The following is a 22,774-nucleotide window of genomic DNA, read 5'->3' as shown; positions in this document are numbered from 1 at the left end:
TCAGACCTCCGCGACCTTGTCCGCCTTGTCCACCTTGGCCTCCTCCGCGTTCACCGCGTCACCGTGGGACAGCCGCCACCGCAGCTCGTCGACGGTCGTGGGCGGTACGTTGTGCACGTTCAGATACCGCCGGGCGCGCGGACTGAGCCGGGTGAGCACGTCCTCGGGCACGGCGCGGGTGAAGTCCATCTGCGGCCGGTACCAGGGCGCCGTGAACAACGTCTTGATCAGGGCGCGTGGCATGTCCGTGCCGTTGGTGCCGGCACAGTGCCAGATCCGCGCGTCGAACACGACGGCGTCACCGGGTTCGACCTCCAGCGGCACCGACAGCGGTGCCATCACCTCGGGGTCCGGCTCGTCGGCGAGGGTGAGGTGGCTTCCGGGGACGACCCATGTCGCGCCGTTCTCCTCGCGCACCCGGTCGAAGAAGTAGAGGATATTGACACCGGGAATCCTGTTGGGCGGGAAGGACACACCGGTGACGTCCATCAGGTCCGTGTGGTAGTCCCACGGGTAGCGGCCCTGCCCCGGGAACAGGATCAGGGCGTCGAAGCAGTTGAGTATCCCCTGCGGGCCCAGGAACGCGTCGACGACGTCGAGCGCGGACGAGGTCTCCAGCAGGCCGTGGAAGACATCGTCGGCGGCGGCCAGGTTGCGCAGCGCGCCGCGTTGCCGCATCCCGATGAGGCGCTCGACGCCGTAGGTTTCGTCGTCCAGCTCCGACAACCGGTGCAGTGTTTCTCTGATGCGCCGGGTCTCCTCGGGCGAGAGGACGCCCGGAAGCACGGCGTACCCCGTTGTCCGCACTTTGTCGATCACATGGTCGAGGTCGATCGCACTGGCAGGCAATGTGGCCTTCTCCCCTCATGGAACGCACTTCGTCTTCGTGGCGCGACACTGGGATCGAGTCTTCAGCAGCCGGTGGTACCCGTCCACGGTCGGCGATCATCACGATGTTGCACGACCACAAGCTGTCATGGGCTGGGTGTGCGCCAGTACGTGTGAACGAGCGACCGGCGAACCGGTCCGCAGACACGTTTTCCGTTGGACCGGGCTCCGGGACCGGGCCGGCATCGTCATGTGTGGCCGAATCTGCACCTGTCGTACGGACGGGACGCACACCTATAGTTGCGTGATTCGATCTTCCGCCCGGCGTCCATGGCTGTGTGATCCGTGCAGGCGATGACACGCATCAGGTGGCATCACCGGCGACGACACGGGGCAGAAGAAGGAGCAGGAAGGCACCACGGGGTGGCACTCATGGGCCAGGCGCCGGCCACCTGTCCGGGCTTCCTCCACACCGAGAAGGCTTGACATGGCAAACACAGACGCGCGGCTGTGCCGGCCCAGTGCTCACGCCGTGCACCCGCGCCAAGGGGAAACGTACGCAACAGATGCCGAGGAGCGGGGAGGCTGCTGCTCCCCGGCACGGGAAGATCCCTGCATCTGCCGGACGGTCAGGTCCTGGATGGACTCCATAGACCGCTCGGGCGCCCTGGCGGAGGCCCAGTTCAGCGCGCTGGAGGCGTTCATGCTGTTGGTGCGGGCCGAAGCGCCGGATGCCATGCGGCAGGAACGGGCCGAAGAGCTCCGCGAGGCACTCGGAGCAGCGCGTGCGCTCGTCGTCGCGGCCGGCTGCGCGCTGAGCCAATCGATGGACCACCAGCGGGCCGCGGTCCATGGACAACCTCGCAATCCCGCACCGAGTCACGGCTGACCGGCGGCTTCGGACCGGCCGGTGAAGGGGGAGCCCCGCTGGTCGGGGGAGCGGGCGGGGGTGGAGCACGGGCCAATGCTCACGACAGCCTCTGCTACGAACGGCTCCCCGGAGCCGTAGGCCCCCGCGGCGCCCGCGAACCCACGGGCCGTAGGCCCCCGACGGCCACGAGCGCCGCGGGGGCCTACGGCCCGGTGGGATCAGTGGTCCTGCGGTGGCGTCCGGGACCACTCCAGTACGGCCGTCCGGCGCTTGCCGTCGATGACATCGGTTCCCGCCAGGGTCAGGGACCCGGGCTTCAGCTCCTCGACATCGCGTACCTGGTCGGAACCGGCCCAGCCCGTCACGGGGCTGGTGACCTCGATGGTGTGGACGACCTGCCGGCCGGCCAGACGCCAGGTGCCGGCGTAACCCACGGCGTCCATGGCGACGGACGAGGAGGCGGTGCCCGATGTCCTCATCATGGTCACGGCGACGTGGCCGTCGGCGGTGTACATGAGGCGCCCCTTGGGATTCGGGCCGAGCGGTCCTTCCAGCATGCGTCCGTGCTCGTCACGCTCGTAGCAGGCGGAAAGCTCCCACACCCCGACCAAATCGGCTGCGGCCATGTCTGCCATATTTGCCGACCTCCGGCTCTTATCCATCGTGTTGACATCTATCAAATGCGTTACCCGTGACATGGTGCCAGTCAGGACTGACGCGTTGCTGACACAGTGCTGATGTTCAGGGTGTTCGGGGGACCGATTCCCGCCGCGCCGTGGCCGGGTCGTGTTTGAATCCGGCAGGGGGAATTGGGAACGCTGCTTGAGATCGCCGTGCGAGGAATTTCGACCGAGGTTCACTGCGCAGGAGGTGGGTGTGGTGTTCGATCCGGAACCCGATGGAGTGACCGGACAGGACCGCACGGAGTCCGGGTTCGGCTCTCCGCGGCTGTCCTGTGCGGCGGCGGGCGTAGCGCCCGTGCCGGGCTGGGAGGCCGAACCGATGCAGGGGGCGCTGACCTCGTACGCCCAGATGCTGCGTCAGATTCTCGACCTTCAACTGCCCGACCGAAGCGCCATCACGGACCGGCCGTGAGTTCGCGGCCGGTTCCGCAGAAGTGTGACGAGAGGTTATGGACACTGTGAAGCCAATGTCCGTTCAGGGATCCGGCGCTGCCCAGAACCAGGCCGGTGACCCGCAACAGGCGGAACTCGTACGGCGACTGCTGCTGGAGAAGTACGAGCCGATCGCTCTGGTCGGCGCCGGCGTGCGCCTTCCCGGCGGGAGCAATTCACTCGACGAGCTGACCGAATTCCTGCGCGAGGGTGGCACCGCGACAGTCCCGGTGCCCTCCGACCGCTGGGACAACGAGGAGTTGTCGAAGCTGGGACAGCCGGTACCGCAGGCGGGCGGCTTCCTCGACGCGATCGACCTCTTCGACGCCAGGTTCTTCAACATATCCCCGAAGGGGGCGGCCTGGATCGACCCCCAGCAGCGCCTCCTCATGGAGACCGCCTGGGAGGCGCTGGAGAGCGCCAACATCGATCCGGCCACCCTGCGGCACGGCAACGGCGGGGTCTACATCGGGGCCAGCAACATCGACTACGCGATGGAGCTGGACGGGATCGCCATGCGGGATCTCGACGGAAGTGTCGCGCCGGGCGTCACCCACGCCGGTCTGTGCGGCCGGTTGTCGTACTTCCTCGGCTGGCGCGGTCCCAGCATCACGATCGACACCGCCTGCTCCGCCTCGCTGGTGGCGCTGCACTACGCGGTGGAGGGGCTGCGCCGACGCGAGTGCGACATCGCGCTGTGCGGCGGCGTCAACGTGATACACCACCCGCGTACCAACGTCCTCTTCGCCGATCTGGAGGCGCTGTCCCCGGACGGGCGCTGCAAGACGTTCGACGACAGCGCCGACGGCTACGGCCGTGCCGAGGGATGCGGCGTCCTGGTGCTCAAGCGCATGTCGGACGCCAAACGGGACGGGGACCGGGTGCTCGCGCTGATCCGCGGTACCGCTGTGGGCCAGGACGGCGAGAGCGCCGGCCTCTACGTCCCCAACGGCAGCGCGCAGGAGCACGTGATGCGCAGGGCCCTGGCCGCGGCGGCACTCGAACCCGGTCACATCCAGTTCGTCGAGGCGCACGGAACCGGGACCCCGCTGGGCGACCCGATCGAACTGGGAGCGATCAGCGAGGTGTTCCGCGACTCGCACACTCCGACGGCTCCCGTCGTGGTCAGCTCCCACAAGGCCAACATCGGGCACATGGAGCCGGCCGCCGGGGTCGGGGGCGTGCTCAAGACCGTCGCCCAGCTCCGCGACGGCAGCTATTTCCCCCAGGCCAACTTCGACACCCCGTCGTCGCGGATCCCGTGGACGGCCTACCCGGTCGACGTTCCGACGAGCAACCGCCCCTGGCAGGCCGGCACCCGGCGCGCCCTCGTGAACTCCTTCGGCTTCACCGGCACCATCGCCGCGGCCGTCGTGGAGCAGGCGCCCCCCTCCGCCGAGCCGGGCCCGCGACCGGGCGACGGCGACCGCCACGTCTTCACCCTCTCGGCCAAGAGCGCGGCCTCGCTCCGACACCAGCTCGACCGGTACCAGAAGCTGCTGGACCAGCGCCCCGACCTCGATGTCGGCGACATCTGTTACACGGCGAACGTCGGCAGGGCGCACTTCGCCCACCGCGTCAGCGGCGTGGTGCGCGACCGCGAGGACCTCACCGCCCTGCTCGCCGACCGGCTCGTGCGGCTGAGCGGTGAGCAGGGGGACGCCGGCGACATCAGCAGGAAGGTGGCCTTCCTCTTCGCCGGGCAGGGAGCCCAGTACGCCGGGATGGGGGCCGGCCTGTACCGGCGGTACGCGCGCTTCCGCGAACAGGTCGACGAGATCGACGCGCTGTTCGAGCCGTACCTGGGGCAATCGCTCAAGGCGATCATGCTGGGAGACGACGGGGACCCGCAGGAGATCAACCGAACGCGCTGGGCGCAGCCCACGCTGTTCATGCTGGAATACGCGCTGGCCCAGCTCTGGCTGTCGTGGGGCGTGCGGCCCAGCGTGATGATCGGGCACAGCATCGGCGAAGTCGTGGCCGCCGCCGTCGCCGGGCTGTTCAGCCTGCCCGACGCGGTCCGGCTGGTGGCGGCACGGGCGCGGCTGATGGACTCCGTGTCGGCGCCCGGCGGAATGCTCGCGGTCCGCGTCGCCGCCGACGAGGTCGCCCCGCTCCTCGAAGCCCACCCCGACCTGGCCATCGCTGCCCGCAACGCCCCCACCCAGTGCGTGCTGTCCGGTGCCCGGGCCTCCCTCGACGCGCTGAAGGACGAACTGGTCCGGCGGAAGGTGCACGTCACCGAGCTGTCGGTGTCGCACGCCTTCCACTCCCCCCTCATGGAGGAGATCACCGAGGCCTTCGCGGCGGAACTGGCAGACATCGAGTTCCACGAACCCCAGCTGTCCTTCGTCTCCAACGTCACCGGGGAGATGGCGCGGTGGCGGCAGGTCTCGCGCCCGGAGTACTGGGTACGGCACATCACCGCTCCCGTGGACTTCCTCGGCGGGATGCGGACGGTGGAACGCCGGGGCAACCACGCGTTCATCGAGATCGGCCCCGCCCGCACCCTGACCGCGCTGGCCAAGCGGTCGGCGAAGGCGGCGGAACACCAGGTCTGGCTGCCCAGCCTGCGGAAGGGCGCCGAGGACGACGAGGCGCTGCTGCACGCCGTGGCCGGTCTCTACGAGGTCGGACTGTCCTTCGGCTGGCGCGACTTCCACGGCCCGGCCACGGACCGCCGCAAGGTCGACCTGCCCACCTACGCGTTCGACCGCAGGCGGTACTGGCTCCCGACGGACCGGCACCGGCACCTGGCCGACAGCGAGCCGTCGCCTCAGGCTGTACCGGACGTCCCGGCGCCGCGGACCGCTTCGGTCACCCCGCAGGACCTCGCCGGGCTCACCTCCGAAGAGCGTGAGGCGGCCCTGGTGGTGCTCGTCCGGGAGCACCTGGCGATCACGCTGGGATTCGCCCATGCCACCGAAGTGCCCGCCACGGCCGCCTTCTCCGAGCTCGGCATGGACTCGCTGGCCGCCGTGGAGCTGCGCGACGGTCTGCAATCGGCGCTGAGCATCACCCTGCCGGTGTCGGCGGTCTTCGACCACCCGACGCCCCGGCTGCTCGCGGCGTTCCTCGGCGAGCGGTTCGACGGCGGCGGTGCCGAGAGCTGACCGAAGCCGTCGCTCGCGGCTGTGGCCCGTACCCCGGGGGGGGGTACGGGCCACAGCCGCGAGCGACCGGTGTGGGGACGCGGTCAGCTCTTCGCCGCCGACGCGCGCAGGTGCCGGCCCAGATCGGCGGCGATCGCGGAGGCGTGCTGGTAGATGTAGAAGTGCGATCCCGGGAACCGGGTCAGGCCCACGAACGCGGGACTGAGCGACGACCAGGTCGCCATCGCGTCGCCGGCGAGCAACGGGTCGGAGAGGCCGCAGTAGGCCACCAGGGGGCACCGGACCGGTGCGGCGTCATGGCGGTAGTCGTTGAGGACCTGGAAGTCGGCACGCAGCGCGGGCAGCACCAGCGCGCGCATCTCGGGGTCGTCGAGCACCTCCGGGGGCAGCCCGCCGAACTGTTCGACCTCGCCGGTGAACTCCTCGTCCGACATGTCCGCGATGGGTACGTCGGTGGGATGGTGTGCGACGCCCGCCCAGCCCGAGACGGCGAGCAGAGCAGGGCTCGGACCGCCTTCCGCTTCCATGGCCAGGGTGAGCCGGTAACTCAGCAGCGCCCCCATGCTGTGCCCGAAGAAGGCGAACGGCCGCCCGTCCCAATCGTCTTCCACTTCGTCGTACAGCGCCTCGATGAGCGGGTCGAGGCGGGTGAACGCCGTCTCCGAGCGGCGTTCCTGCCGCCCCGGGAGCTGCGTGGTGCGCACCTCCACGTCGTGGGGGAGGAGTGACGCCCACCGTGCGTACGAGGCGGCGGATCCGCCGGCGTGCGGGAAGAGGTAGAGGCGGACGGTGGCATCGGGCCGCTGCGGGCCTGCGTGGAACCAGCGGCCCGAGGCCCGTCCGTCATCGTGCCCCATGAGGCCTCCGTCGAATTCGTCTGTGCGGGGAACCGGTCCTGACGCGGGCGACATCCGCGAACCGGTGGGAGGTGGAAGCGGCGCCCGGACGAATGTCCGTCCGGGCGCCGCGGTCGCGTCGTTGCGGGAACCGGTCAGTGGGACGGCAGCTCACTGACCACGGTGATGTCACGGGGGACGAGGTCGTGCGGAAGCCGCTCGGCCAGCCAGGAGACGATCTCCTGGGGACGGAGCGCCCTGGCGTTGCCGGTCCGCGCCACCACCGGGCGGGGGTCCTCGGCGTACTCGGGCCGTATGCCCCGCACGGTGTAGCGGCCCGCTCCCCGCAGCAGTTCGACCTCCGAGCCGCTCACCTTGAAGCCGTGCTCGACCAGCATGGACTGCGTCTGGCGAAGGCGTCCCTCGGTCGGGGTACCGACCTCGTCGTGCACCTCCATGACGATCTGCTGGACCAGCGGCCAGTGCCGGTCCTCGATCCCCAGGAGGACGTCCAGCTCGGAACGCTGGACATCGATCTTGAGCAGATCGATACGGGTCACCCCGGTCTCGTCGAGCACCGCGGACAGCGGACGCAGCCGGCAGCGCCGTTCGCTCCGCTCGAAGTCCCGGGTGACGAGGGATTCCACCCGGGCCAGGTGCTCCTCGCGCTCCGTGGAGCCGCTCTCCCGGGCGTTCTGCACGTACTGCTTGACCAGTTCGCTCTCGGTGTCCAGGCTGGCGTAGTCGGAACGGCAGGACATGATGGACAGGTCCGGATAGAAGTTGAACGTGACCTCGCGGTCCCGGTCGGACAGTCCCGCCTCGAACATCCGGGCCCGGACGCCGTAACGTTCCAGGTTGCGTCGCAGCTGCTGGTGGATGTCCGTGACCGGCTCGAAGGCGAACACCTCCGCGGAGGGGCACCGGGCTCCGACGAACAGGGCGAACGCCCCGATGTTGGCGCCCACGTCGAAGACCACGGCGTCCTGGCGCAGGACGATGCCGCCGTCCAGGTACGACTCGCCCACGAAGATCTCGTCGTGCAGGAACTGCACCTCGTCGGGGTTGTGCATGTCCAGTTCGGCGAGGGGGCCCACGTACGGCGAGGAGGCCGGCGCGTCCCATCCGAGCACCTCGGCCCGTAGGTCACCCGACGCGTCACGGGTGACCCGGGCACGGGCGATGCCGGGAAAGCGCAGGAGCAGGTCATGCACCCGCGTAGTGGCGTCCGTCGAGTCGGTGGTGGTCACATCGCTGTTGTTCGGCACGGCGGCCTTCCTCGGAGAGCGGGGCCGGTCCGGGCGCCGCGAGGCACCCGTCCGGAAGGGGGCGATGGGGGTTTCGGCAGAGCCGGCGGGCTCGGGGCACCGTCATGTCGCGCGCGGCCGGTTCACCGGACGAGCGCGGTCACGGCCTTCTTGTGGACCGTGTTCCGGGTGGGCTCGCCCAGTCCCGGATCCTGTCGCAGGACGGCCATCATGCACTTCGTCAGGTTCTGCGACGGTTCCAGTCCGAAGCCGTCGACGAGCCGGCGGCGCAGGTGGTTGTACGCCTCGATGGCCTCCGCCTGGCGGCCCGTCCGGTACAGACTGATCATGAGCAGCTCCGACAGCTGCTCCCGCCAGGGGTACAGGGACGTCATCCTCTTCAGCTCGCTGATCACCGAGGCGTGACCGCTGATCTCGATGTTCAGCCGTATCCGGGCTTCGATGGCGGACAGCCGCATCTCCTCCAGCTGTGTCGCGGCGCTCTCGCAGATGAGCCCGCCGGACACCCCCTGGAGTGCTGAGCCCTGCCACAGGCCGAGCGCCCGGTCCAGCAGGTCGCGAGCCGCTTCGGGGTGCAGATGAGCCCTCGCCTCGGCCTCCGCGGTCAGACTGGAGAACACATGTGCGTCGACCTGGTCGGGTTCGACGTCGAGCGAGTAACCGTGCGGATGCGTCACCAGGTTGATCCGGGTGAAATCCTCACCGAACTCACTGGCCAGTACCTTGCGGACCCGTGCCACGATGGCCTGGAGCGCGTTGTCCGGAGCGCCGGGGAGTTTGTCCCGCCATAATTCTTCGAAGAACTGGTCCTTCGTGACGACATTCTTCGGGCTGATGAGGAGGAGCGCAAGCAGCGTCCGCTGGCGCGCGCCCTCGACTGGCTTCGTCACGGTTTCGCCGATGGTGCTCAGAGAACCCAGAACGCGAAATTTCACGTATGTCCCTCGAATCGAGTCCATGTACCGCATGCCAGACCAGCCAGGTGGGCACGATCCGGGCTTCGTGAAGCTGTCGTTGCCAGGCGGTCGTCTCCCAGCGCGGGCATCCTGCACGGGCATGCTGCAATACACGCCACACGTGTGTCTATTACCTCCATGGTAGTAGCCGTGACGCCGAGTTCGGAGGGGGGAGCAGTGTGTACCCAGCGCGAAGGACACGTATGCACACGGCTCCGAATCGAGGGGAACTATGGCCGACAGATTTCGTTGTGGCCGAGTCGGACGACCCCGGGGCGACCTCGGACATTGCTCAAATATTACCTAGGGCGGCTCGGTCCCGGTCCCCGCCTCCGGCCCAAGGGGGCGGAGGATGGCCGGTCACCGACTCCCCGTCGGCCGGTCGTCGGCTCAGGCGCTGTGCCGGTGCGCTCCGAAGACCGGTCTTAGAGATACATGTGCAGCGCGCTGCCGTCGTCCCGCATATGTGTCTGCTGACCTCCGGTGATCTCTCCCTGGCGGCACGTCAGGGGCGCGTCATCGTCTCGTCAGGCCCCGCTGGCAGGATATGAACCGTCGGAAGGGAAACCGGCCGACGAACCGCAAGGAGAGGTGCCCGGAGTGGCCTATCGGGGACCGGACCTCTGGTCCGGTCGGGCTCCAGCAGTCCGCGCAGGTTCGAATCCTGCCCTCTCCGCAGAATGCGACGTCCATCCTCCCCACGGAGAGACACGAGCGAAGATGACTGCGGTAACCACAGCCCTCACCCTGGACGACGTGCACCGAGCCATCTCGGCCCACGGAGACAACCCCAGCGCCTTCCTGGCGCTCAACAGCGGCAACTCCTACTTCTCCGTCCCGGGCCTGGACGGAGTGATCGTCTATCGCACCTCCGGCCCCTTCCTCGTCCAGTTCGGGGGCCCGTTCACACCGGCCGACCGCGCGCCCGAACTGCTGCGGAGCTTTGTCGAGTTCGCCGCCGAGCAGGGCCGTGGGGTCGTGTCCGTCCAGGTGCAGCAGAACGAGGTCGGCCTCTACGCCGAAGAGGGGTTCACGGTCAACCAGGTGGGCGCCTCCTACGCCGTCGACCTGGCCCGGTTCACCCTGCGCGGCACCCGGTTCATGCAGCTGCGCAACAAGATCGCCCGTGCGGCCCGGGCGGGGCTGACGGTGGTCGAGGGCACCTTGCGGGAATGGGCCGACGGGGTGGCCGCCGTCGACCGCGCCTGGCTGGGCAGCAAGGGCGAGCACGCCCACGAACTGGAGTTCCTGGTGGGCCAGATGGGCGGCCCGGCACAGGATCACCGCCGGTTGTTCGTGGGGCTCATCGAGGGAGAGGTCGTCGGCTACATCTCCTACTCACCGGCGTACGGCAGCCGGCCGGGCTGGCTGCACGACCTCAGCCGCAGGATGCCGGGCGATGTGCCCGGCATCATGGAGTCGATCAACCAGGCGGCGATCAGCACGTTCACGGCCGAGGGCGCGGAGTGGCTGCACTTCGGTTTCACGCCCTTCACCAGCCTCGTGCCCGAGACGGAGTCCCCGAACGCCAGCGCGGCGTTCGGCTGGTTCGTCCAGTGGCTCTGGGAGTACGGGGACGCGGTCTACCCGGCCCAGAGCCAGCTCGCCTACAAGCAGAAGTGGGCCCCGCACGCCGTACTGCCCGAGTACATCGCCTTCCACGGCCGGGCACAGGCCGGAGGGCTCGTCCACGTGTTCAAGGCGGCGAAGGCCGTCTGACGCGAACACCCCGATCCGCCCGAGCACTGGGGAAGGCACATGACCGAGAGCGACCGGCTGACCGAAGCTCAGTCGAACCTGTGCAACACGTTCTTCGCCCTGGCCGGTGACCCGGACAGCGCCGAGGCCATCGCGGCGGCCGACCGGGCACTGTGGGCGCTCGACGACATCCTCGCCGAGACGGACGGGACACCCTCCCGCACCGGGTGACCCGGGTCCGGGCGCGCACCTCCAGGCACTCCGGCCGACCTGTCCCGCTCGGCCGGGGTCAACGTACGATGACTCCATGACAGCTGAGTCGGCACACAGCACTCAGGATGTTCCGACGGTTGGCGGGCTGCTTCGCAAGAGCCGTCGGAAGTGCGCTATGAGCCAGATGGAGCTCGCGCTGGCGTCCGGGATCTCGCAGAAACACCTGAGCTTCGTGGAGACCGGCCGGGCGCGGCCGAGCCGACGTCTGCTGCTCAGACTGGTCGGCGCGCTGAGCATGCCGGTCGCCGAGGCGGACACGATCCTGCTGGCGGCGGGGTACGCGCCCCTCAGCGGCGAGCCCTCGGCCGGGTCCACCGAGAGGTACACGCTGCTCGGCAACGCCCACCGCGTCCTGAAAGCGCACGAGCCGTTCCCCGGTGTGGCGTTCGACTCCCAGTACAACGTGGTGTTATCCAACAGCACGGCCTCGTTCCTGCTGTCCTATCTGGTGACGCCCGAACTGCTGAACGGCAAGGTGAACCTCGTCCGGGTCGGTCTGCATCCCGACGGGCTGGCGACCAGGATCGTCGACTTCCGCGGGTGGCGCGAGGACAAGCTCCGGTTCATCCGCAACATGGCCGAGGTCTCGAACGACAGGGAACTGGCCTCCCTCTACAACGAGACCTCCTCCTACCATTCGCCCGGCGCCTCTTCCCTCCGCATCACCGGCGCGTACCGGAACGGCCCCGCCCCGGCCAGTCCTCCGTCCCTGTCGCTCCAGGCCTTCGGTTCCCGGCTGAACTTCACGACCGCCATCACGGTATTCGGCGCCGCGTCTTCCGAGCAGAACCGTCTCATGCTGGCCACCTATCATCCGGCCGACTCGAAAACGGCGGAGACGCTCCGCAGCGTTGTCGGACGGCCGGACCGCTGACGCGCCGGCCGATCGGCCAAAGGCAGCCATGGGCCGGAATTCGCTGCTACGCAATTACCTCGCAGGTAATCGACAGTGCACCCGGAATGCTGCCAGCATGGGCCGGGCGCGGGAGCGAAAGAGGCCCCGTCGCGCATTGCCGCCCTGTGCGGTAATCCGAAAATTTCACCAGGAGGAAAGAACGTTGGGTTCCAGCGACGAGTTCGTGACCCGTTACGCCGCTGTGTGGAACGAGACCGATTCCGGGGCGCGCCGGAAGGCCGTCGCCGACTTGTGGGCAGAGGACGGACACTACGCGAACGTGGGCCAGGAGTACCGGGGCCACGAGGCTGTGGCCCAGGCCATCGACGAGGCCTACGAGGACTTCGTCTCCAAGGGATTCTCCTTCACCGTGCACAGCCACCTGAAGAACCACGACGCGATCCGCATCGTCTGGCACATGGTTCCCACGGGTGGCGGTGACGTCGCCGCGGTGGGGACCGAGTTCATCACCGTGGACGCCGCCGGCCGCATCCTGACCAACTACCAGTTCATGGACATCGACCCGGGCCAGTAAGGGCTCGGCGCGCCATACGTCCACCGGTGCCCGGCTGGGATCCCCCAGCCGGGCACCGTCGTGTGCCCGGCCGCCCGGCCGCCCGGCCGCTCGAAGGGATCCTTCCGCCCTCCTCCGGCGAGACCCGCTGACGCGGCCCTGACGACGCTCCCACGCCTGTGCGTCCAAGCCGGGCTCCGCTCTGGACGCACATCCTCACCCATGGCTTGATGGAGCCAGCCCGTGGACTGTCGAATTTCGTTCGGCCCACCGCGGGATGTGTTCCACGACCGGCGTGTTCCACGGAGGAAGCCAGCATGACGCAATGGACACCACATTCTTCCCGGACCACCGTGGAATGGCTTTCGGACCTTCCCCGGTCCGATCGCGCCGAGGCACTTGAGAACATCGTGGAAACGGAGTTCAAAGAGTCGCTCCTCATGGCCGACGAAGACGTCCTCCCCCACGACCAGAGTTTCTTCGACCTGGGTCTCACGTCGCTGAGCATCACCAAACTGAAGCAGCGTCTGGAAGACATCCTGCACGTGGAACTGGACGCCAACCTCCTGTTCAACCAGCCGACGGTGCAGGCGGTGCTGGAGCACATCATGCACGACCGGCTGCCCGACCTCTTCGGAGCACCCGAACCCGTGCCCGCCCAGCAGCCGGCCTCGTCCGCCGCCCCGGCCGACCCGCTTCTACAGGACGTGCTGAAGGACTTGTACGAGAGCTAGCCCCGGCAGACAGCGTTCGCCCCGGCGCGACGCCCCGCGCACCCCTGCCGCACCTGAACTCCCCGGCCTCCGGACGAGCCGGGAACACGCCCCGCCGGTCGGGGAGCGTGAACGCCCCGTCCTGGGAGAGGACATTCACCGTGCACGAACTGCGCACACTGGACGCCATACCCGGCCACCACGCCCGGCACCGGCCCCACCACCCGGCGATCATCGCCGAGGGCGTCACCGTCGGCTACCGGGAGCTGCACGAGGAGAGCAACCGCAGCGCCCGTGCCCTGCTCGGCGCAGGGCTCAGTCGGGGCTCACGAGTCGCCTATCTGGGCAAGGAGTCCCACCACTACTTCGAGATAGCGTTCGCCTGCGCCAAGTCCGGGACGGTCCTCGTCCCGCTCAACTGGCGTCTGACGCCACCGGAGATCGCCCACGTACTGCGCGATTCCCGCACCGAGCTGCTCTTCGCGGAACGCGACTACGCGGACGTCGCCGCGACGCTCAGCGAGGAGCTGGACGGCCTCGCGACCGTGGTCGTCATGGACACCGCCGACGAGCGCGGCGCGGGATTCCTCGCCTGGAAGGCGCCGTGGCCCGCCGAGGACCTGGCCCTGGAGGCCGATCCCGACGACCCGGTGGCCCAGGTGTACACCAGCGGCACCACCGGGGCCCCCAAGGGAGCCGTCATCCCGCACCGGAGCTTCTTCGCACTGGGAGTGTCGCTGCGCCGGGCCGGACTGGACTGGGTGGACTGGTACCCCGAGGACAGGAGCCTGATCAGCCTGTCCGGTCTGCATCTGGCGGGCCTGAACTGGTCCATGCAGGCCTTCTGCGCCGGTGCCACGAACGTGGTGATGCGGGCCTTCGTCGCGCAGGAGGCCGTACGGCTCATCCGGGAGCAGGGCATCACGACCACGTTCGCGGCCCCCGCGATGTTGCAGATGATGCTGGCGGAGCCGGCGGCCGACCGCGCGGCGTTCGCGACGCTGCGCAAGGTGGTCTACGGCGCGTCCCCCATCTCGCAGGACCTGCTGAAGCAGTGTCTGGACGTCATCGGGGCGGACTTCGTGCAGGCCTACTCGGCCACGGAGGCGGGGAACGCGGTGACGCTGCTGCCGCCCGCCGCACACGTGCCGGGCAGCCCGCGGCTGAAGTCGGCCGGCCTGCCCTGCCCGGACGTGGAGCTACGGATCACCGATGCCGAGGGGCGCGAAGTGCCCGTCGGTGACGTGGGCGAGACCTGGGTGCGCTCGCCCGCGGTCATGCTGGGCTACTGGAACAACCCGACGGCCACCGAGGCGGCGCTCGTCGACGGATGGCTCCGTACCGGGGACGCCGGCTATGTCGACGAGGACGGTTACTTCTACCTGTGCGACCGGATCAAGGACGTCGTCATCGTCGCCGGGGCCAACGTCTACCCCGCGGAGGTGGAGGAGGCCCTGCGGGAACACCCCGCGGTGGCCGAGGCGGCCGTGATCGGAGTGCCGGACGAGTCCTGGGGCGAGGCACTGCGCGCCTGCGTCCAACTGCTGCCGGGCCAGCAGGTCAGGGCCCGCGAGCTGATGCTCTCCCTCAAGGGACGGATCGCCGACTACAAGATCCCGACGCAGTACGAGTTCGTCGATGAACTGCCGCGCAACTCGATGGGCAAGATTCTCCGCCGTGATCTGCGCGAGCAATTCTGGCAGGGCAGAGAGAGCCGCGTGCACTGAACATCGGTGTGAATGCGCTGATGAGTGCCTGACGCCCCGCTGATTCCGGCCGTCGGTCGGCACCAGCGAGTCTTCTTTCCCGCACCGAGTCGTGTTTGACTGGGCAACGATTTGCAACCGGTGAGATTCTTCGAGAGCCGGATCGACGTCCTCTTCGGGCGGAATGCTCCGCGCGGTGTGCAGGAAATCCACGCGCGGTACGGATAGTTCGTTTTCACTCGGAAGGGTAGAGCCGGACATGGCTTCCTCGACCGTGCTCCGTCACGGTTCCGTCGCCGGTGGTTGCGACACTTCGACAACAGACATCCCCACGTACCACTCCTTCGTGGGCGGCGAAGATGTGCCCTCGGACTCACACGTGTACACGGTGACCACGGCATCGATCCTCGACGACGTCTTCGAGAGCCTCACTCTCAAGCGCAGACTCGAACGGGGAAAGGCGGACGTCGCGGAAGCGGCCGACTTCGTCGTCGGCCGGTGCGCGGTGGCGGACGACGAGACGGTCGTCCGGGCGACCGAGGCCGCGGCCGGGGCCGCACGGCAGTGGGCCGGTATGCCCCTGAGCACCAGGATGAAACTGGGTGAGGGCATCCGCCGTCGTCTGCACGAGCGTCACGCGGACTTCATCGACCTGCTGACCGCCGAGGGAACCCCCCGGAAGCTCGCCGAGTGGCAGGTGGCGGGGCTGCTGGAGATCTTCAGCGAGGAGACGCTGGGGTGGTGTGCCGAGCAGATGGAGCACCGCTTCGAGCACGGCGGCCGGCAGATGTTCCTGCGCCGGCTGCCGGACGGCGTCGTCGCCGTCAATCCCCCGCAGAACGCCCCGGCCAGCAGTGCCCTGTTCGGGATCCTCCCGCTGCTCTCCGGCAACACCGTCGTGCTCCGGGCGCCGCGCAGCGCGCCGCTCGGTGTCATGTTCGCCATGCGGGAACTGGTGCTGCCGGCGCTCCAGGAGATCGGCGCGCCCGACGGAACGCTCAACGTGTTCTGCGCCCGGCCGGGACCCGTGCTGCAACACTGGCTGAAGAGTCCGCAGATCAACGACATCTTCTTCACCGGTGGCGTGACCCGCGGGCTGGAACTGGAGCAGGAGTGCCTGGCGGTCGGGAAGAAGCCCATTCTCGAACTGGCCGGCAACGACTGCCTCATCGTATGGCGCGATGCCGACCTCGACGCCGCCGCCGAGGCCATCAGCGAGTGCTTCTTCGGCTCGGGCCAGATCTGTATGGTCCCCAACCAGGTGCTGGCGCATCCGGCGATCGCGGACGAACTGCTCGCCCGGGTGAAGGCGCTGGCCGAACAGATCCGCCCCGGTCTGCCGGACGACCCGCAGGCCCTGCTGTCACCGGTGCTGCGCAGCGAACGCTTCTTCGACTACGTCCGCGACGCCCTGTCCAAGGGCGCCGGCGTGGTGCACGGCGCCCGGCGGCTGGAGACCGACGGCTCCGCGTCGGACACGGGTCTGTTCCTGGAACCGACGGTGCTGCGCATCGACGGTCTGGACGCGTGCAGGGAGATCGAGGCGGTCCGTGAGGAGACCTTCTTCCCCCTCATTCCCGTCGTGGTGCCCGAGTCCGTTCCGGACGAGCGCCTGCTCGACCTCATGATCGACTACGTCAACAGCAACGCCTACGGACTGCGCAACTCCCTGTGGTCGGCCGATCAGCGGGTGATCGACGAGTACGTCGCGCGCGTCTCCAACGGCGGTCTGCTGAAGATCAACGATTCCCACATCGGGTTCCTTCCCTTCATGCCGACGCATGGTGGCACAGGCAAGACGGGCGGAGCGTTCGGGGAAGCCAACTATCCGATGTTGCGCACCACCCATCTGCAAGGCGTGTCGATCGCCGGTGGCGTGCGGCCCCGTGAGGCGGTGTTCGGCGCCTACGCGGCGCTGACCGGCCCGTGACACGGCCGCCGCGCACCGAAGACCAAGCCGGCGAGAGCCGTCCCAGCGAGTGAGAACCGAGGACCAACATGCGTTTCATGCAAGTCGACTACGACACCTGTGACCGGCTGCTGCCAGGTCTGCGTGCCGAACTGGCGCGCCACGAGCTGTCCGAGCTGGAGACGGAGGGCGGCCCGGCCATCGAGCTGTTCCGCAGCCACGGCGGCTCCAACCTGCTGGTGCCCCGGGACTACGGCGGGCTCGACGCCAGCCCGCTGGAAGCGACGCGGGTGGTGCGCGTGCTCGGCTCGCTCGCGCCGTCCCTGGCCGTGGCCACGGCGATGCACCACTTCTCCATCGGCACCCTCTTCGCCATCGCCGACACCTTCGCCAAGGGCTCCGCCCTGGACGACCTGCTGCTCAAGCGAGTGGCGGAGGAGCGGATCCTCGTCGCGTCCGGTTTCGCCGAAGGACGTACCAGCCAGGGAATCCTCGACCCGACGATGACGGCGACTCCCGTCGAGGGCGGATACCTGCTGAACGGATCGAAGAAGCCGTGCAGCCTGTCGAAGTCCATGGGCCTGCTCACCGCGAGCGTCGGCGTCCCGCAGTCCGACGGCTCCACGGCCATGGGCTTCCTGCTGCTCCCGGCGGACACGCCCGGCATCAGCGTCCACCCCTTCTGGAAGAACTTCGCCCTGGCGGCGGCGGAGAGCAACGAGGTCCGGCTGACCGATGTGTTCGTGACCGACAGCCAGATCCTGCAACCGCCCGCGGAACTCGCGGACGAACTCAGCGAGTTGCAGGAAGTGGGGCTGGTCTGGTTCCAGATGATCGTGTGCGCGGCCTACACCGGCATGGTCAGCACGCTGGCCGGCCGTGTGCTGGAGCGCGGACGCGGCAGCGCCACCGACCGCGCCAACCTGGTGACGCGGGTGGAGTCCGCCGCGGCACTGACCGAGGGCCTCGCCAGGCGCGTCATGGACGAGGACCTCGGCAACGACTGCCTGGCCGTCGCCCTGACGACCCGCTTCACCGTGCAGGACCTGCTCTCGGCCTCGGTCAACGAGGCCGTGGAACTCCTCGGCGGCATGGCCTACGTGTCGTCCGCGGACGTGTCCTACCTGGCCACCGCGGCGCACGCCATCGCCTTCCACCCGCCGTCCCGCACCAGCATGACGGACGGGCTGCTCGACTACTACGCCGGCCGACCGCTGATCGTGGCATGAGCCGAGTCAAGGAGGAAACCATGAGCACGGTGTCCCGCACCGCCGACGACCAGCAGGCGATCATCTCCAGCTACCGCCGCTACCTGAGCAAGGGGCGGGCGTCACTGGGGGAGATGTTCGGCGGAGACGTCGAGGAGTACTCCTCGGGAGCATGGCTGCGTACCGCCACCGGCCGCAAGATCCTCAACTGCGGTGGCTACGGCGTCTTCCTCATGGGCGCCCGGCACCCCCGCGTGATCACCGAGGTCACCCGCCAGCTGAACTCGAACCCCATCGCCACCCGGCTGCTGCTGGAACCCCAGGCGGCGCGGGCAGCCGAGGCGCTGGTGCAGGTGGCGCCCGCCGGCCTCCAGAAGGTGCACTTCGCCTGCGGAGGCGCCGAAGCGGTCGAGGCCGCGATCAAGCTGGGACGCGCGCACGGGAAGCGCCACCTGGTCTCCATGGAGTCCGGGTACCACGGCAAGACCCTCGGTGCGCTCAGCGTCACGGCGAAGGAGACCTTCCAGAACCCCTTCCGGCCGCTGCTGCCCGACGTCTCGCACGTCCCCTACGGCGACGCGGAAGCGCTCGACCGGGTGCTCGCCCAGCACCCGGGTGAAGCCTGCGTCATCGTCGAACCGGTACAGGGCGAGGCCGGCGTCATCATCCCCCCCGACGGCTATCTGCGGGCGGTGGAGGAGGCGTGCCGCCGGCACGGCGCGTTCTTCGTCCTGGACGAGATCCAGACCGGCCTGGGCCGGGTGGGTCACTGGTGGGCAGCGGACCGGGAGGGCGTCGTCCCCGACGTCCTGCTGGTGGGCAAGGGGCTGAGCGGCGGAGTCGTCCCGGTATCGGCGCTGGTGGCGACCCCGGAGGCCTTCGGTCCCTTCGACAAGGACCCCTTCATCCACACCTCCACGTTCTCCTGCCACCCCCTCGCCATGGCCGCCGCGCAAGGCGCCATCGCCGCCATCAAGGAAGACGGCCTCGTCGAGCGAGCCGCTGCCCTCGGCGACCTGCTGATCCCCCAGCTCAGGGACATCGCCGTACGGGAACTGGGCGACCGGGTGCGCGAGGTCAGGGGCCGCGGCCTGCTGATAGGGATCGAGTTCACCGTGCCGGGGCTGGCAGGCGACCTGCTGCTGGAGCTCATCGGTGCCGGCGTGCTCGGCAACCACTCGCTCAACTCCTCGACCGTCATGCGCCTGACCCCGCCCGCCGTCCTCACCGACGCCGACGTCGACTTCCTGCTCGACGCCTTCCGGTACGCGGCGCGGGCCGTCCTGAACTGATCCGAAGGACCGCACCGAACAAGGAGCTAGCCAGACGTGCGCACCATCCACCTGCGGGTCGACATCCCGAGCGTCGACCCGACGACGGCCTTCGACCAGATCTCCGACTTCACCCGATTCCCGAGCCTGGCCAAGGACGTGCATGACGTCGAGACCAAACCCGGGAGTCCGCGCCACAGCGACTGGGAGGTCAACTTCCGGCGCGGCCTGATGCGATGGACCGAACAGGAGACGCTCGACCCCCATGCGTTGTCCATCGAGTTCCACCAGACGGACGGCGACTTCGAGGATTTCCGCGGGCACTGGCAGCTGGCCCGCGTGCCCGAAGGGACCGAGGTGTACTTCGAGGTCACCTATGACTTCGGCATCGAAAGCCTCGTGGGGATCATGGACCCGATCGCCGAGCGCGTGATCAAGCGGGCGATCTTCAGTGTCCTTGAGGGCCTCTTCGGCGGCATCACCATACGCGAGGGCGAGGAGGCCCTCCACGACCTGGACGAAACCGCTCACACGTCGAACCGGCCGCCTACTGGAGGGCGATGATGGACGCGCTCAACCACTTCGACACCAAGACCACCAACCGCCTGCTGCGGGCGGAGTACCTGGTCGGCCTGATCGCGAGCTTCTACCTGCTCTTCACGCACCTGTCCAAGATCGAGTGGTGGGACTTCGCCGCGCTGTTCCTGTACATCGACCTGATCGGCTACATCCCCGGCGCCATCGCGTACCACCGCAGCAGCACCAAGCGCATCCCCAAGCACTACTATGTGCTGTACAACACGATGCACAGCCTGGTCACCCAGTCCGCGGTGGCCCTGCTGTGGTGGCTGCTCGGCGGACCGGTCTGGTCCCTCCTGGCCCTGCCCATCCACCTGTTCGGTGACCGGGCGCTGTTCGGCAACTTCCTCAAGCCCTTCGGCCTGCCCTTCGAACCCGTGCTGCACCCCGGCTTCGACGCCCTGCGCAACGAGGTCACCGCGGACAGCGCCGGGCCCGTCCGCGCGCAGCGCCCCGTGACATCGTGATCACCACGACGAGCACCCGCCCGGACAGCACCTTCCACGACTCGGTGTGGTCGGCCGCCGGCCGGGTCGCCACCGGGGTGTCGGTCCTCACCGCCGGCCGCGGGGACGAGGTGCACGGCAGCACGGCGAGCACGTTCACCTTCATCTCCCGGCAGCCGCCGCTGATCGCGGTGGCCCTGCACCGCGACAGCCACCTGCTCACGGTGATCAGGCAGACGGGCACGTTGGGGGTCAACGTGCTCTCCAGCCACCAGACCGCCGTGGCCCGGCACTTCGCCAGCCGGAAGCGGGGCAGAGGCGTCGAGCAGTTCACCGGGATCCCCTGGCAACCGGACGAGGACGGCGTGCCGCGCCTGGCCGGGACGGTGAGCTGGCTGTGCTGCCGGGCCGAGCAGTACATCGCGGCGGGCGACCACGAGATCGTGCTGGCCGAAGTCCGCTCCGTGTCGCAGGAGCAGACCGCCACCGCCCCCCTCCTGTACTTCGCCGGACGGCTGCACCCCGGTTCCATCCCTACCGAAGAGAGTGAGCACTGATGACGACACAGATTCCTCCGGAAGCGGACTGGGACAAGGCGCCCGGCCTGCTCGAAGGGGCCATGGACCTGGAGCTCACCGCGCAGGACTGCGACCTGCGCTACTGGCTGCAAGCGGTGCCGCAGGGCACCCTGCGCGGCCGGCCGGACGGGCACAGCCCGGACCTGGTGGTGGGTCAGCACATGCTCCAGGGCCCGTTCTTCGAGGCGATCACCAAGGAGTACGCCTTCCGGGCGATCGCGGAGGAGAAGGCCACCCGTGTGCTGTCCTTCCTCGTGGCGAACGCACCCGACATCCCGTCGATGGAGTTCTACACCACGCAGCTGGTGGACGAGTGCCGTCACTCCATGGTCTTCCGCAACCACCTGCTCGCTCTCGGCGTTCCGCGGGAGCGCCTGGCCGAGGCCGTCGAGGAGTTCGCCGACCCCTACCACAGGACGGTGATCGACCCGCTGGAGCGCCGCTGTCTCGAAGTGATGCGCGACGAGCGCGACTTCATCGGCGGAGTGGTCATGATGACGATCATCCTGGAGGGTGCGCTGGCCCCGGCCGCCGAACTGAGCGAGCGCAAGTGGCGGCCCATCGACCCGGCCGCCGCCGAGATCGACAAGGGCGCGGGCATCGACGAGATCCGGCACCTGACGGTGGGTGCCTCCATCGCCCGGCAGTACCTGCTGGAGCACCCCGAGGACCGGGACCGGGTCGTGGCGATGATCCGCCGGGGCATGGAGATGTGGGAGGAACTGCCGACCCACGAGATGGTCTACGAGCGGGAGGTCCACTTCCAGGAGGGCCTGCGCCGGTACCCGGAGCTCGTCGGTGACTACGAGGTCTGGCCCGGTCGCCGGCTGCTCGACACCACGCCCGAGGAGCGGCAGCAGACCGCCGAGGAGTGGTCGGACGACATGAAGGCCAAGCGCCTGCACTACATGGGGCTGGAGGAGGCGCTCGGATGACCGGGCACGGGCTCCGTGGGGGAGTGACCGCCGTGCTGGCGGGACTGGGCACCTGTCTGCCGCCCAAGGTCGTCACCAACGACGATCTCTCGCTCGTTCTGGACACCTCCGACGAATGGATCGTGCGGCGCACCGGCATCCGTCGGCGTCACGTCATCGAACCGGGCTCCTCCACCTCCGTGCTGGCGGCCGAGGCCGGGCGCAGGGCGTTGAAGTCCGCGCAGTGCGACCAGGCCGACGCGGTGGTGCTGGCCACCAGCACACCGGACATGCTGTGCCCGGCGACCGCGCCGGAGGTCGCCGACGCCCTGGGGCTGGCCGGCATTCCGGCCTTCGACGTGGCCGCGGTGTGCGCCGGCTTCGTCTACGCACTGGCCACCGGGGCGGGGCTCATCAGTACCGGCATCGCCGAACGGGTCCTGGTGATCGGGGCCGACACCTTCTCCACCATCCTCGATCCCACGGACCGTACGACGAGAGCGATCTTCGGGGACGGGGCGGGCGCCGTCCTGCTGCGCCAAGGGGAACCCGGGGAACCCGGGGCGCTCGGACCGTTCGACCTGGGCAGCGACGGCAGCCTCTCCCAGCTGATCACCGTCCCGGCCGGAGGGTCCAGGCAGCGGGCGAGCGGCGTCCCGGCCGCCGAACGCGACCACTACTTCACCATGCAGGGCAAGCCGGTGTTCAAGCAGGCCGTCACGCGTATGACCGAGTCGAGCCGGTCGGTGCTCGCGCGAGCGGGGTGGACGGCCGACGACGTCGACCGGGTCGTGGCGCACCAGGCGAACGCCCGGATCCTCGCGGCGCTGGCCGACAGCCTGGGCCTGCCCCCGCACAAGATCGCCAGCAACATCGACCGGGTGGGCAACACCGTCGCCGCCTCGATCCCCCTCGCCCTCGCCGACGCGGACCTGCGCACGGGCGAGAAGGTGCTCCTCACGGCGTTCGGCGGTGGCCTGTCCTGGGGTTCCACGGTCCTGCACTGGCCGGACGTGGTCCCGCAGTGACGCACCGAGCGTCCGACCGCACCTGACATTCCCTTCAGACCAAGGAGGCATTCCC

Annotated in this window: 22 protein-coding genes and 1 tRNA gene; 18 read left to right on the top strand and 5 right to left on the bottom strand. The window is 68.9% G+C overall.

All coding sequences use genetic code 11. The annotated features are described in order from the left end of the window. Window positions 1-849, bottom strand: coding sequence for a phytanoyl-CoA dioxygenase family protein (locus IE294_RS21085; RefSeq protein WP_189888396.1), 849 nt, complete (start codon window positions 847-849; stop codon window positions 1-3). Window positions 850-1,468: 619 nt separating this feature from the next. Here IE294_RS21085 and IE294_RS21080 point away from each other — a divergent pair. Next, complete coding sequence (locus tag IE294_RS21080; RefSeq protein WP_189888394.1) at window positions 1,469-1,717, top strand: hypothetical protein; 249 nt, start codon at window positions 1,469-1,471, stop codon at window positions 1,715-1,717. 200 nt (window positions 1,718-1,917) lie between these two features. Here IE294_RS21080 and IE294_RS21075 read toward each other — a convergent pair whose 3' ends face one another. After that, window positions 1,918-2,325 carry a lipocalin-like domain-containing protein gene (locus IE294_RS21075; RefSeq protein ID WP_229917258.1) on the bottom strand — a complete coding sequence of 136 codons (408 nt, stop codon included), beginning with the start codon at window positions 2,323-2,325 and terminating at the stop codon, window positions 1,918-1,920. Between the two features lie 250 nt (window positions 2,326-2,575). On the opposite strand from IE294_RS21075, the gene IE294_RS21070 reads away from it, so the two are divergent. Both IE294_RS21070 and IE294_RS21065 read left to right on the top strand, forming a co-directional pair. Next, entirely contained in the window at window positions 2,576-2,794 is a 219-nt protein-coding gene (locus IE294_RS21070; RefSeq protein WP_189888392.1) for a hypothetical protein, read from the top strand. A gap of 55 nt (window positions 2,795-2,849) precedes the next feature. Continuing rightward, a complete protein-coding gene (locus IE294_RS21065) occupies window positions 2,850-5,927 on the top strand; it encodes a type I polyketide synthase (protein WP_189888390.1) in 3,078 nt (1,025 codons plus the stop codon). 83 nt (window positions 5,928-6,010) lie between these two features. On the opposite strand, the gene IE294_RS21060 is transcribed toward IE294_RS21065, so the two are convergent. The 3 genes from IE294_RS21060 to IE294_RS21050 form a co-directional block, all read right to left on the bottom strand. Then, window positions 6,011-6,784 carry a thioesterase II family protein gene (locus IE294_RS21060; RefSeq protein WP_189888388.1) on the bottom strand — a complete coding sequence of 258 codons (774 nt, stop codon included), beginning with the start codon at window positions 6,782-6,784 and terminating at the stop codon, window positions 6,011-6,013. Window positions 6,785-6,918: 134 nt separating this feature from the next. Next, window positions 6,919-8,031 carry an FkbM family methyltransferase gene (locus tag IE294_RS21055; protein ID WP_189888386.1) on the bottom strand — a complete coding sequence of 371 codons (1,113 nt, stop codon included), beginning with the start codon at window positions 8,029-8,031 and terminating at the stop codon, window positions 6,919-6,921. A gap of 122 nt (window positions 8,032-8,153) precedes the next feature. After that, window positions 8,154-8,921, bottom strand: coding sequence for an AfsR/SARP family transcriptional regulator (locus IE294_RS21050; RefSeq protein WP_229917257.1), 768 nt, complete (start codon window positions 8,919-8,921; stop codon window positions 8,154-8,156). Window positions 8,922-9,572: 651 nt separating this feature from the next. Here IE294_RS21050 and IE294_RS21045 point away from each other — a divergent pair. The 15 genes from IE294_RS21045 (at window position 9,573) to IE294_RS20975 (ending at window position 22,719) form a co-directional block, all read left to right on the top strand. After that, window positions 9,573-9,663: transfer RNA gene (locus IE294_RS21045), tRNA-Arg, on the top strand. Window positions 9,664-9,707: 44 nt separating this feature from the next. Continuing rightward, on the top strand, window positions 9,708-10,706 hold the full coding sequence (locus tag IE294_RS21040; protein ID WP_189888384.1) for a bifunctional lysylphosphatidylglycerol flippase/synthetase MprF: 999 nt from the start codon (window positions 9,708-9,710) through the stop codon (window positions 10,704-10,706). Window positions 10,707-10,745: 39 nt separating this feature from the next. Beyond that, window positions 10,746-10,916, top strand: a complete 171-nt coding sequence (locus IE294_RS21035; protein ID WP_189888382.1) for an ABC transporter ATP-binding protein — start codon at window positions 10,746-10,748, stop codon at window positions 10,914-10,916. Window positions 10,917-10,992: 76 nt separating this feature from the next. Next, window positions 10,993-11,832 carry a helix-turn-helix domain-containing protein gene (locus IE294_RS21030; protein ID WP_268252801.1) on the top strand — a complete coding sequence of 280 codons (840 nt, stop codon included), beginning with the start codon at window positions 10,993-10,995 and terminating at the stop codon, window positions 11,830-11,832. A 184-nt stretch (window positions 11,833-12,016) separates the two neighbouring features. After that, window positions 12,017-12,388 carry a nuclear transport factor 2 family protein gene (locus IE294_RS21025; protein ID WP_189888378.1) on the top strand — a complete coding sequence of 124 codons (372 nt, stop codon included), beginning with the start codon at window positions 12,017-12,019 and terminating at the stop codon, window positions 12,386-12,388. Window positions 12,389-12,684: 296 nt separating this feature from the next. Continuing rightward, on the top strand, window positions 12,685-13,101 hold the full coding sequence (locus IE294_RS21020; RefSeq protein ID WP_229917256.1) for an acyl carrier protein: 417 nt from the start codon (window positions 12,685-12,687) through the stop codon (window positions 13,099-13,101). A gap of 140 nt (window positions 13,102-13,241) precedes the next feature. Continuing rightward, window positions 13,242-14,807, top strand: coding sequence for a long-chain-fatty-acid--CoA ligase (locus IE294_RS21015; RefSeq protein ID WP_189888376.1), 1,566 nt, complete (start codon window positions 13,242-13,244; stop codon window positions 14,805-14,807). 367 nt (window positions 14,808-15,174) lie between these two features. Next, a complete protein-coding gene (locus IE294_RS21010) occupies window positions 15,175-16,716 on the top strand; it encodes an aldehyde dehydrogenase family protein (protein WP_189888374.1) in 1,542 nt (513 codons plus the stop codon). 68 nt (window positions 16,717-16,784) lie between these two features. Beyond that, window positions 16,785-17,924, top strand: coding sequence for an acyl-CoA dehydrogenase family protein (locus IE294_RS21005; protein ID WP_189888372.1), 1,140 nt, complete (start codon window positions 16,785-16,787; stop codon window positions 17,922-17,924). A gap of 20 nt (window positions 17,925-17,944) precedes the next feature. Continuing rightward, window positions 17,945-19,195: an aspartate aminotransferase family protein gene (locus tag IE294_RS21000; protein ID WP_189888370.1), complete on the top strand. Its 1,251-nt coding sequence runs from the start codon at window positions 17,945-17,947 to the stop codon at window positions 19,193-19,195. Between the two features lie 36 nt (window positions 19,196-19,231). Beyond that, window positions 19,232-19,738: a type II toxin-antitoxin system RatA family toxin gene (locus tag IE294_RS20995; RefSeq protein ID WP_189888368.1), complete on the top strand. Its 507-nt coding sequence runs from the start codon at window positions 19,232-19,234 to the stop codon at window positions 19,736-19,738. Further along, window positions 19,738-20,220 (top strand): hypothetical protein, encoded by a 483-nt coding sequence (locus IE294_RS20990; RefSeq protein ID WP_189888568.1) that lies wholly within the window; start codon window positions 19,738-19,740, stop codon window positions 20,218-20,220. The genes IE294_RS20995 and IE294_RS20990 overlap by 1 nt, the downstream gene beginning before the upstream one ends. Continuing rightward, entirely contained in the window at window positions 20,217-20,756 is a 540-nt protein-coding gene (locus IE294_RS20985; RefSeq protein WP_189888366.1) for a flavin reductase family protein, read from the top strand. The genes IE294_RS20990 and IE294_RS20985 overlap by 4 nt, the downstream gene beginning before the upstream one ends. Next, complete coding sequence (locus IE294_RS20980) at window positions 20,756-21,712, top strand: VlmB-like protein (protein ID WP_189888364.1); 957 nt, start codon at window positions 20,756-20,758, stop codon at window positions 21,710-21,712. The genes IE294_RS20985 and IE294_RS20980 overlap by 1 nt, the downstream gene beginning before the upstream one ends. After that, window positions 21,709-22,719 carry a beta-ketoacyl-ACP synthase III gene (locus IE294_RS20975; RefSeq protein ID WP_189888362.1) on the top strand — a complete coding sequence of 337 codons (1,011 nt, stop codon included), beginning with the start codon at window positions 21,709-21,711 and terminating at the stop codon, window positions 22,717-22,719. Before IE294_RS20980 ends, IE294_RS20975 begins: the two co-directional genes overlap by 4 nt. The last annotated feature ends 55 nt before the right edge of the window (window positions 22,720-22,774 follow it).

It is taken from the genome of Streptomyces canarius (genome assembly GCF_014650735.1).
GTDB lineage: Bacteria > Actinomycetota > Actinomycetes > Streptomycetales > Streptomycetaceae > Streptomyces > Streptomyces olivaceoviridis.
Note: the sequence above shows the minus strand (reverse complement) of the source record. Positions and strands in the feature narration are given on the sequence as shown.

Bases quoted from the DNA above. Each gene is read 5' to 3' on its own strand.
- IE294_RS21080 (WP_189888394.1), top strand. From the start codon at position 1,469: ATGGACTCCATAGACCGCTCGGGCGCCCTGGCGGAGGCCCAGTTCAGC.
- IE294_RS21075 (WP_229917258.1), bottom strand. From the start codon at position 2,325: ATGGCCGCAGCCGATTTGGTCGGGGTGTGGGAGCTTTCCGCCTGCTAC.
- IE294_RS21065 (WP_189888390.1), top strand. From the start codon at position 2,850: ATGTCCGTTCAGGGATCCGGCGCTGCCCAGAACCAGGCCGGTGACCCG.
- IE294_RS21060 (WP_189888388.1), bottom strand. From the start codon at position 6,784: ATGGGGCACGATGACGGACGGGCCTCGGGCCGCTGGTTCCACGCAGGC.
- IE294_RS21040 (WP_189888384.1), top strand. From the start codon at position 9,708: ATGACTGCGGTAACCACAGCCCTCACCCTGGACGACGTGCACCGAGCC.
- IE294_RS21035 (WP_189888382.1), top strand. From the start codon at position 10,746: ATGACCGAGAGCGACCGGCTGACCGAAGCTCAGTCGAACCTGTGCAAC.
- IE294_RS21030 (WP_268252801.1), top strand. From the start codon at position 10,993: ATGACAGCTGAGTCGGCACACAGCACTCAGGATGTTCCGACGGTTGGC.
- IE294_RS21020 (WP_229917256.1), top strand. From the start codon at position 12,685: ATGACGCAATGGACACCACATTCTTCCCGGACCACCGTGGAATGGCTT.
- IE294_RS21005 (WP_189888372.1), top strand. From the start codon at position 16,785: ATGCGTTTCATGCAAGTCGACTACGACACCTGTGACCGGCTGCTGCCA.
- IE294_RS21000 (WP_189888370.1), top strand. From the start codon at position 17,945: ATGAGCACGGTGTCCCGCACCGCCGACGACCAGCAGGCGATCATCTCC.
- IE294_RS20990 (WP_189888568.1), top strand. From the start codon at position 19,738: ATGGACGCGCTCAACCACTTCGACACCAAGACCACCAACCGCCTGCTG.
- IE294_RS20980 (WP_189888364.1), top strand. From the start codon at position 20,756: ATGACGACACAGATTCCTCCGGAAGCGGACTGGGACAAGGCGCCCGGC.
- IE294_RS20975 (WP_189888362.1), top strand. From the start codon at position 21,709: ATGACCGGGCACGGGCTCCGTGGGGGAGTGACCGCCGTGCTGGCGGGA.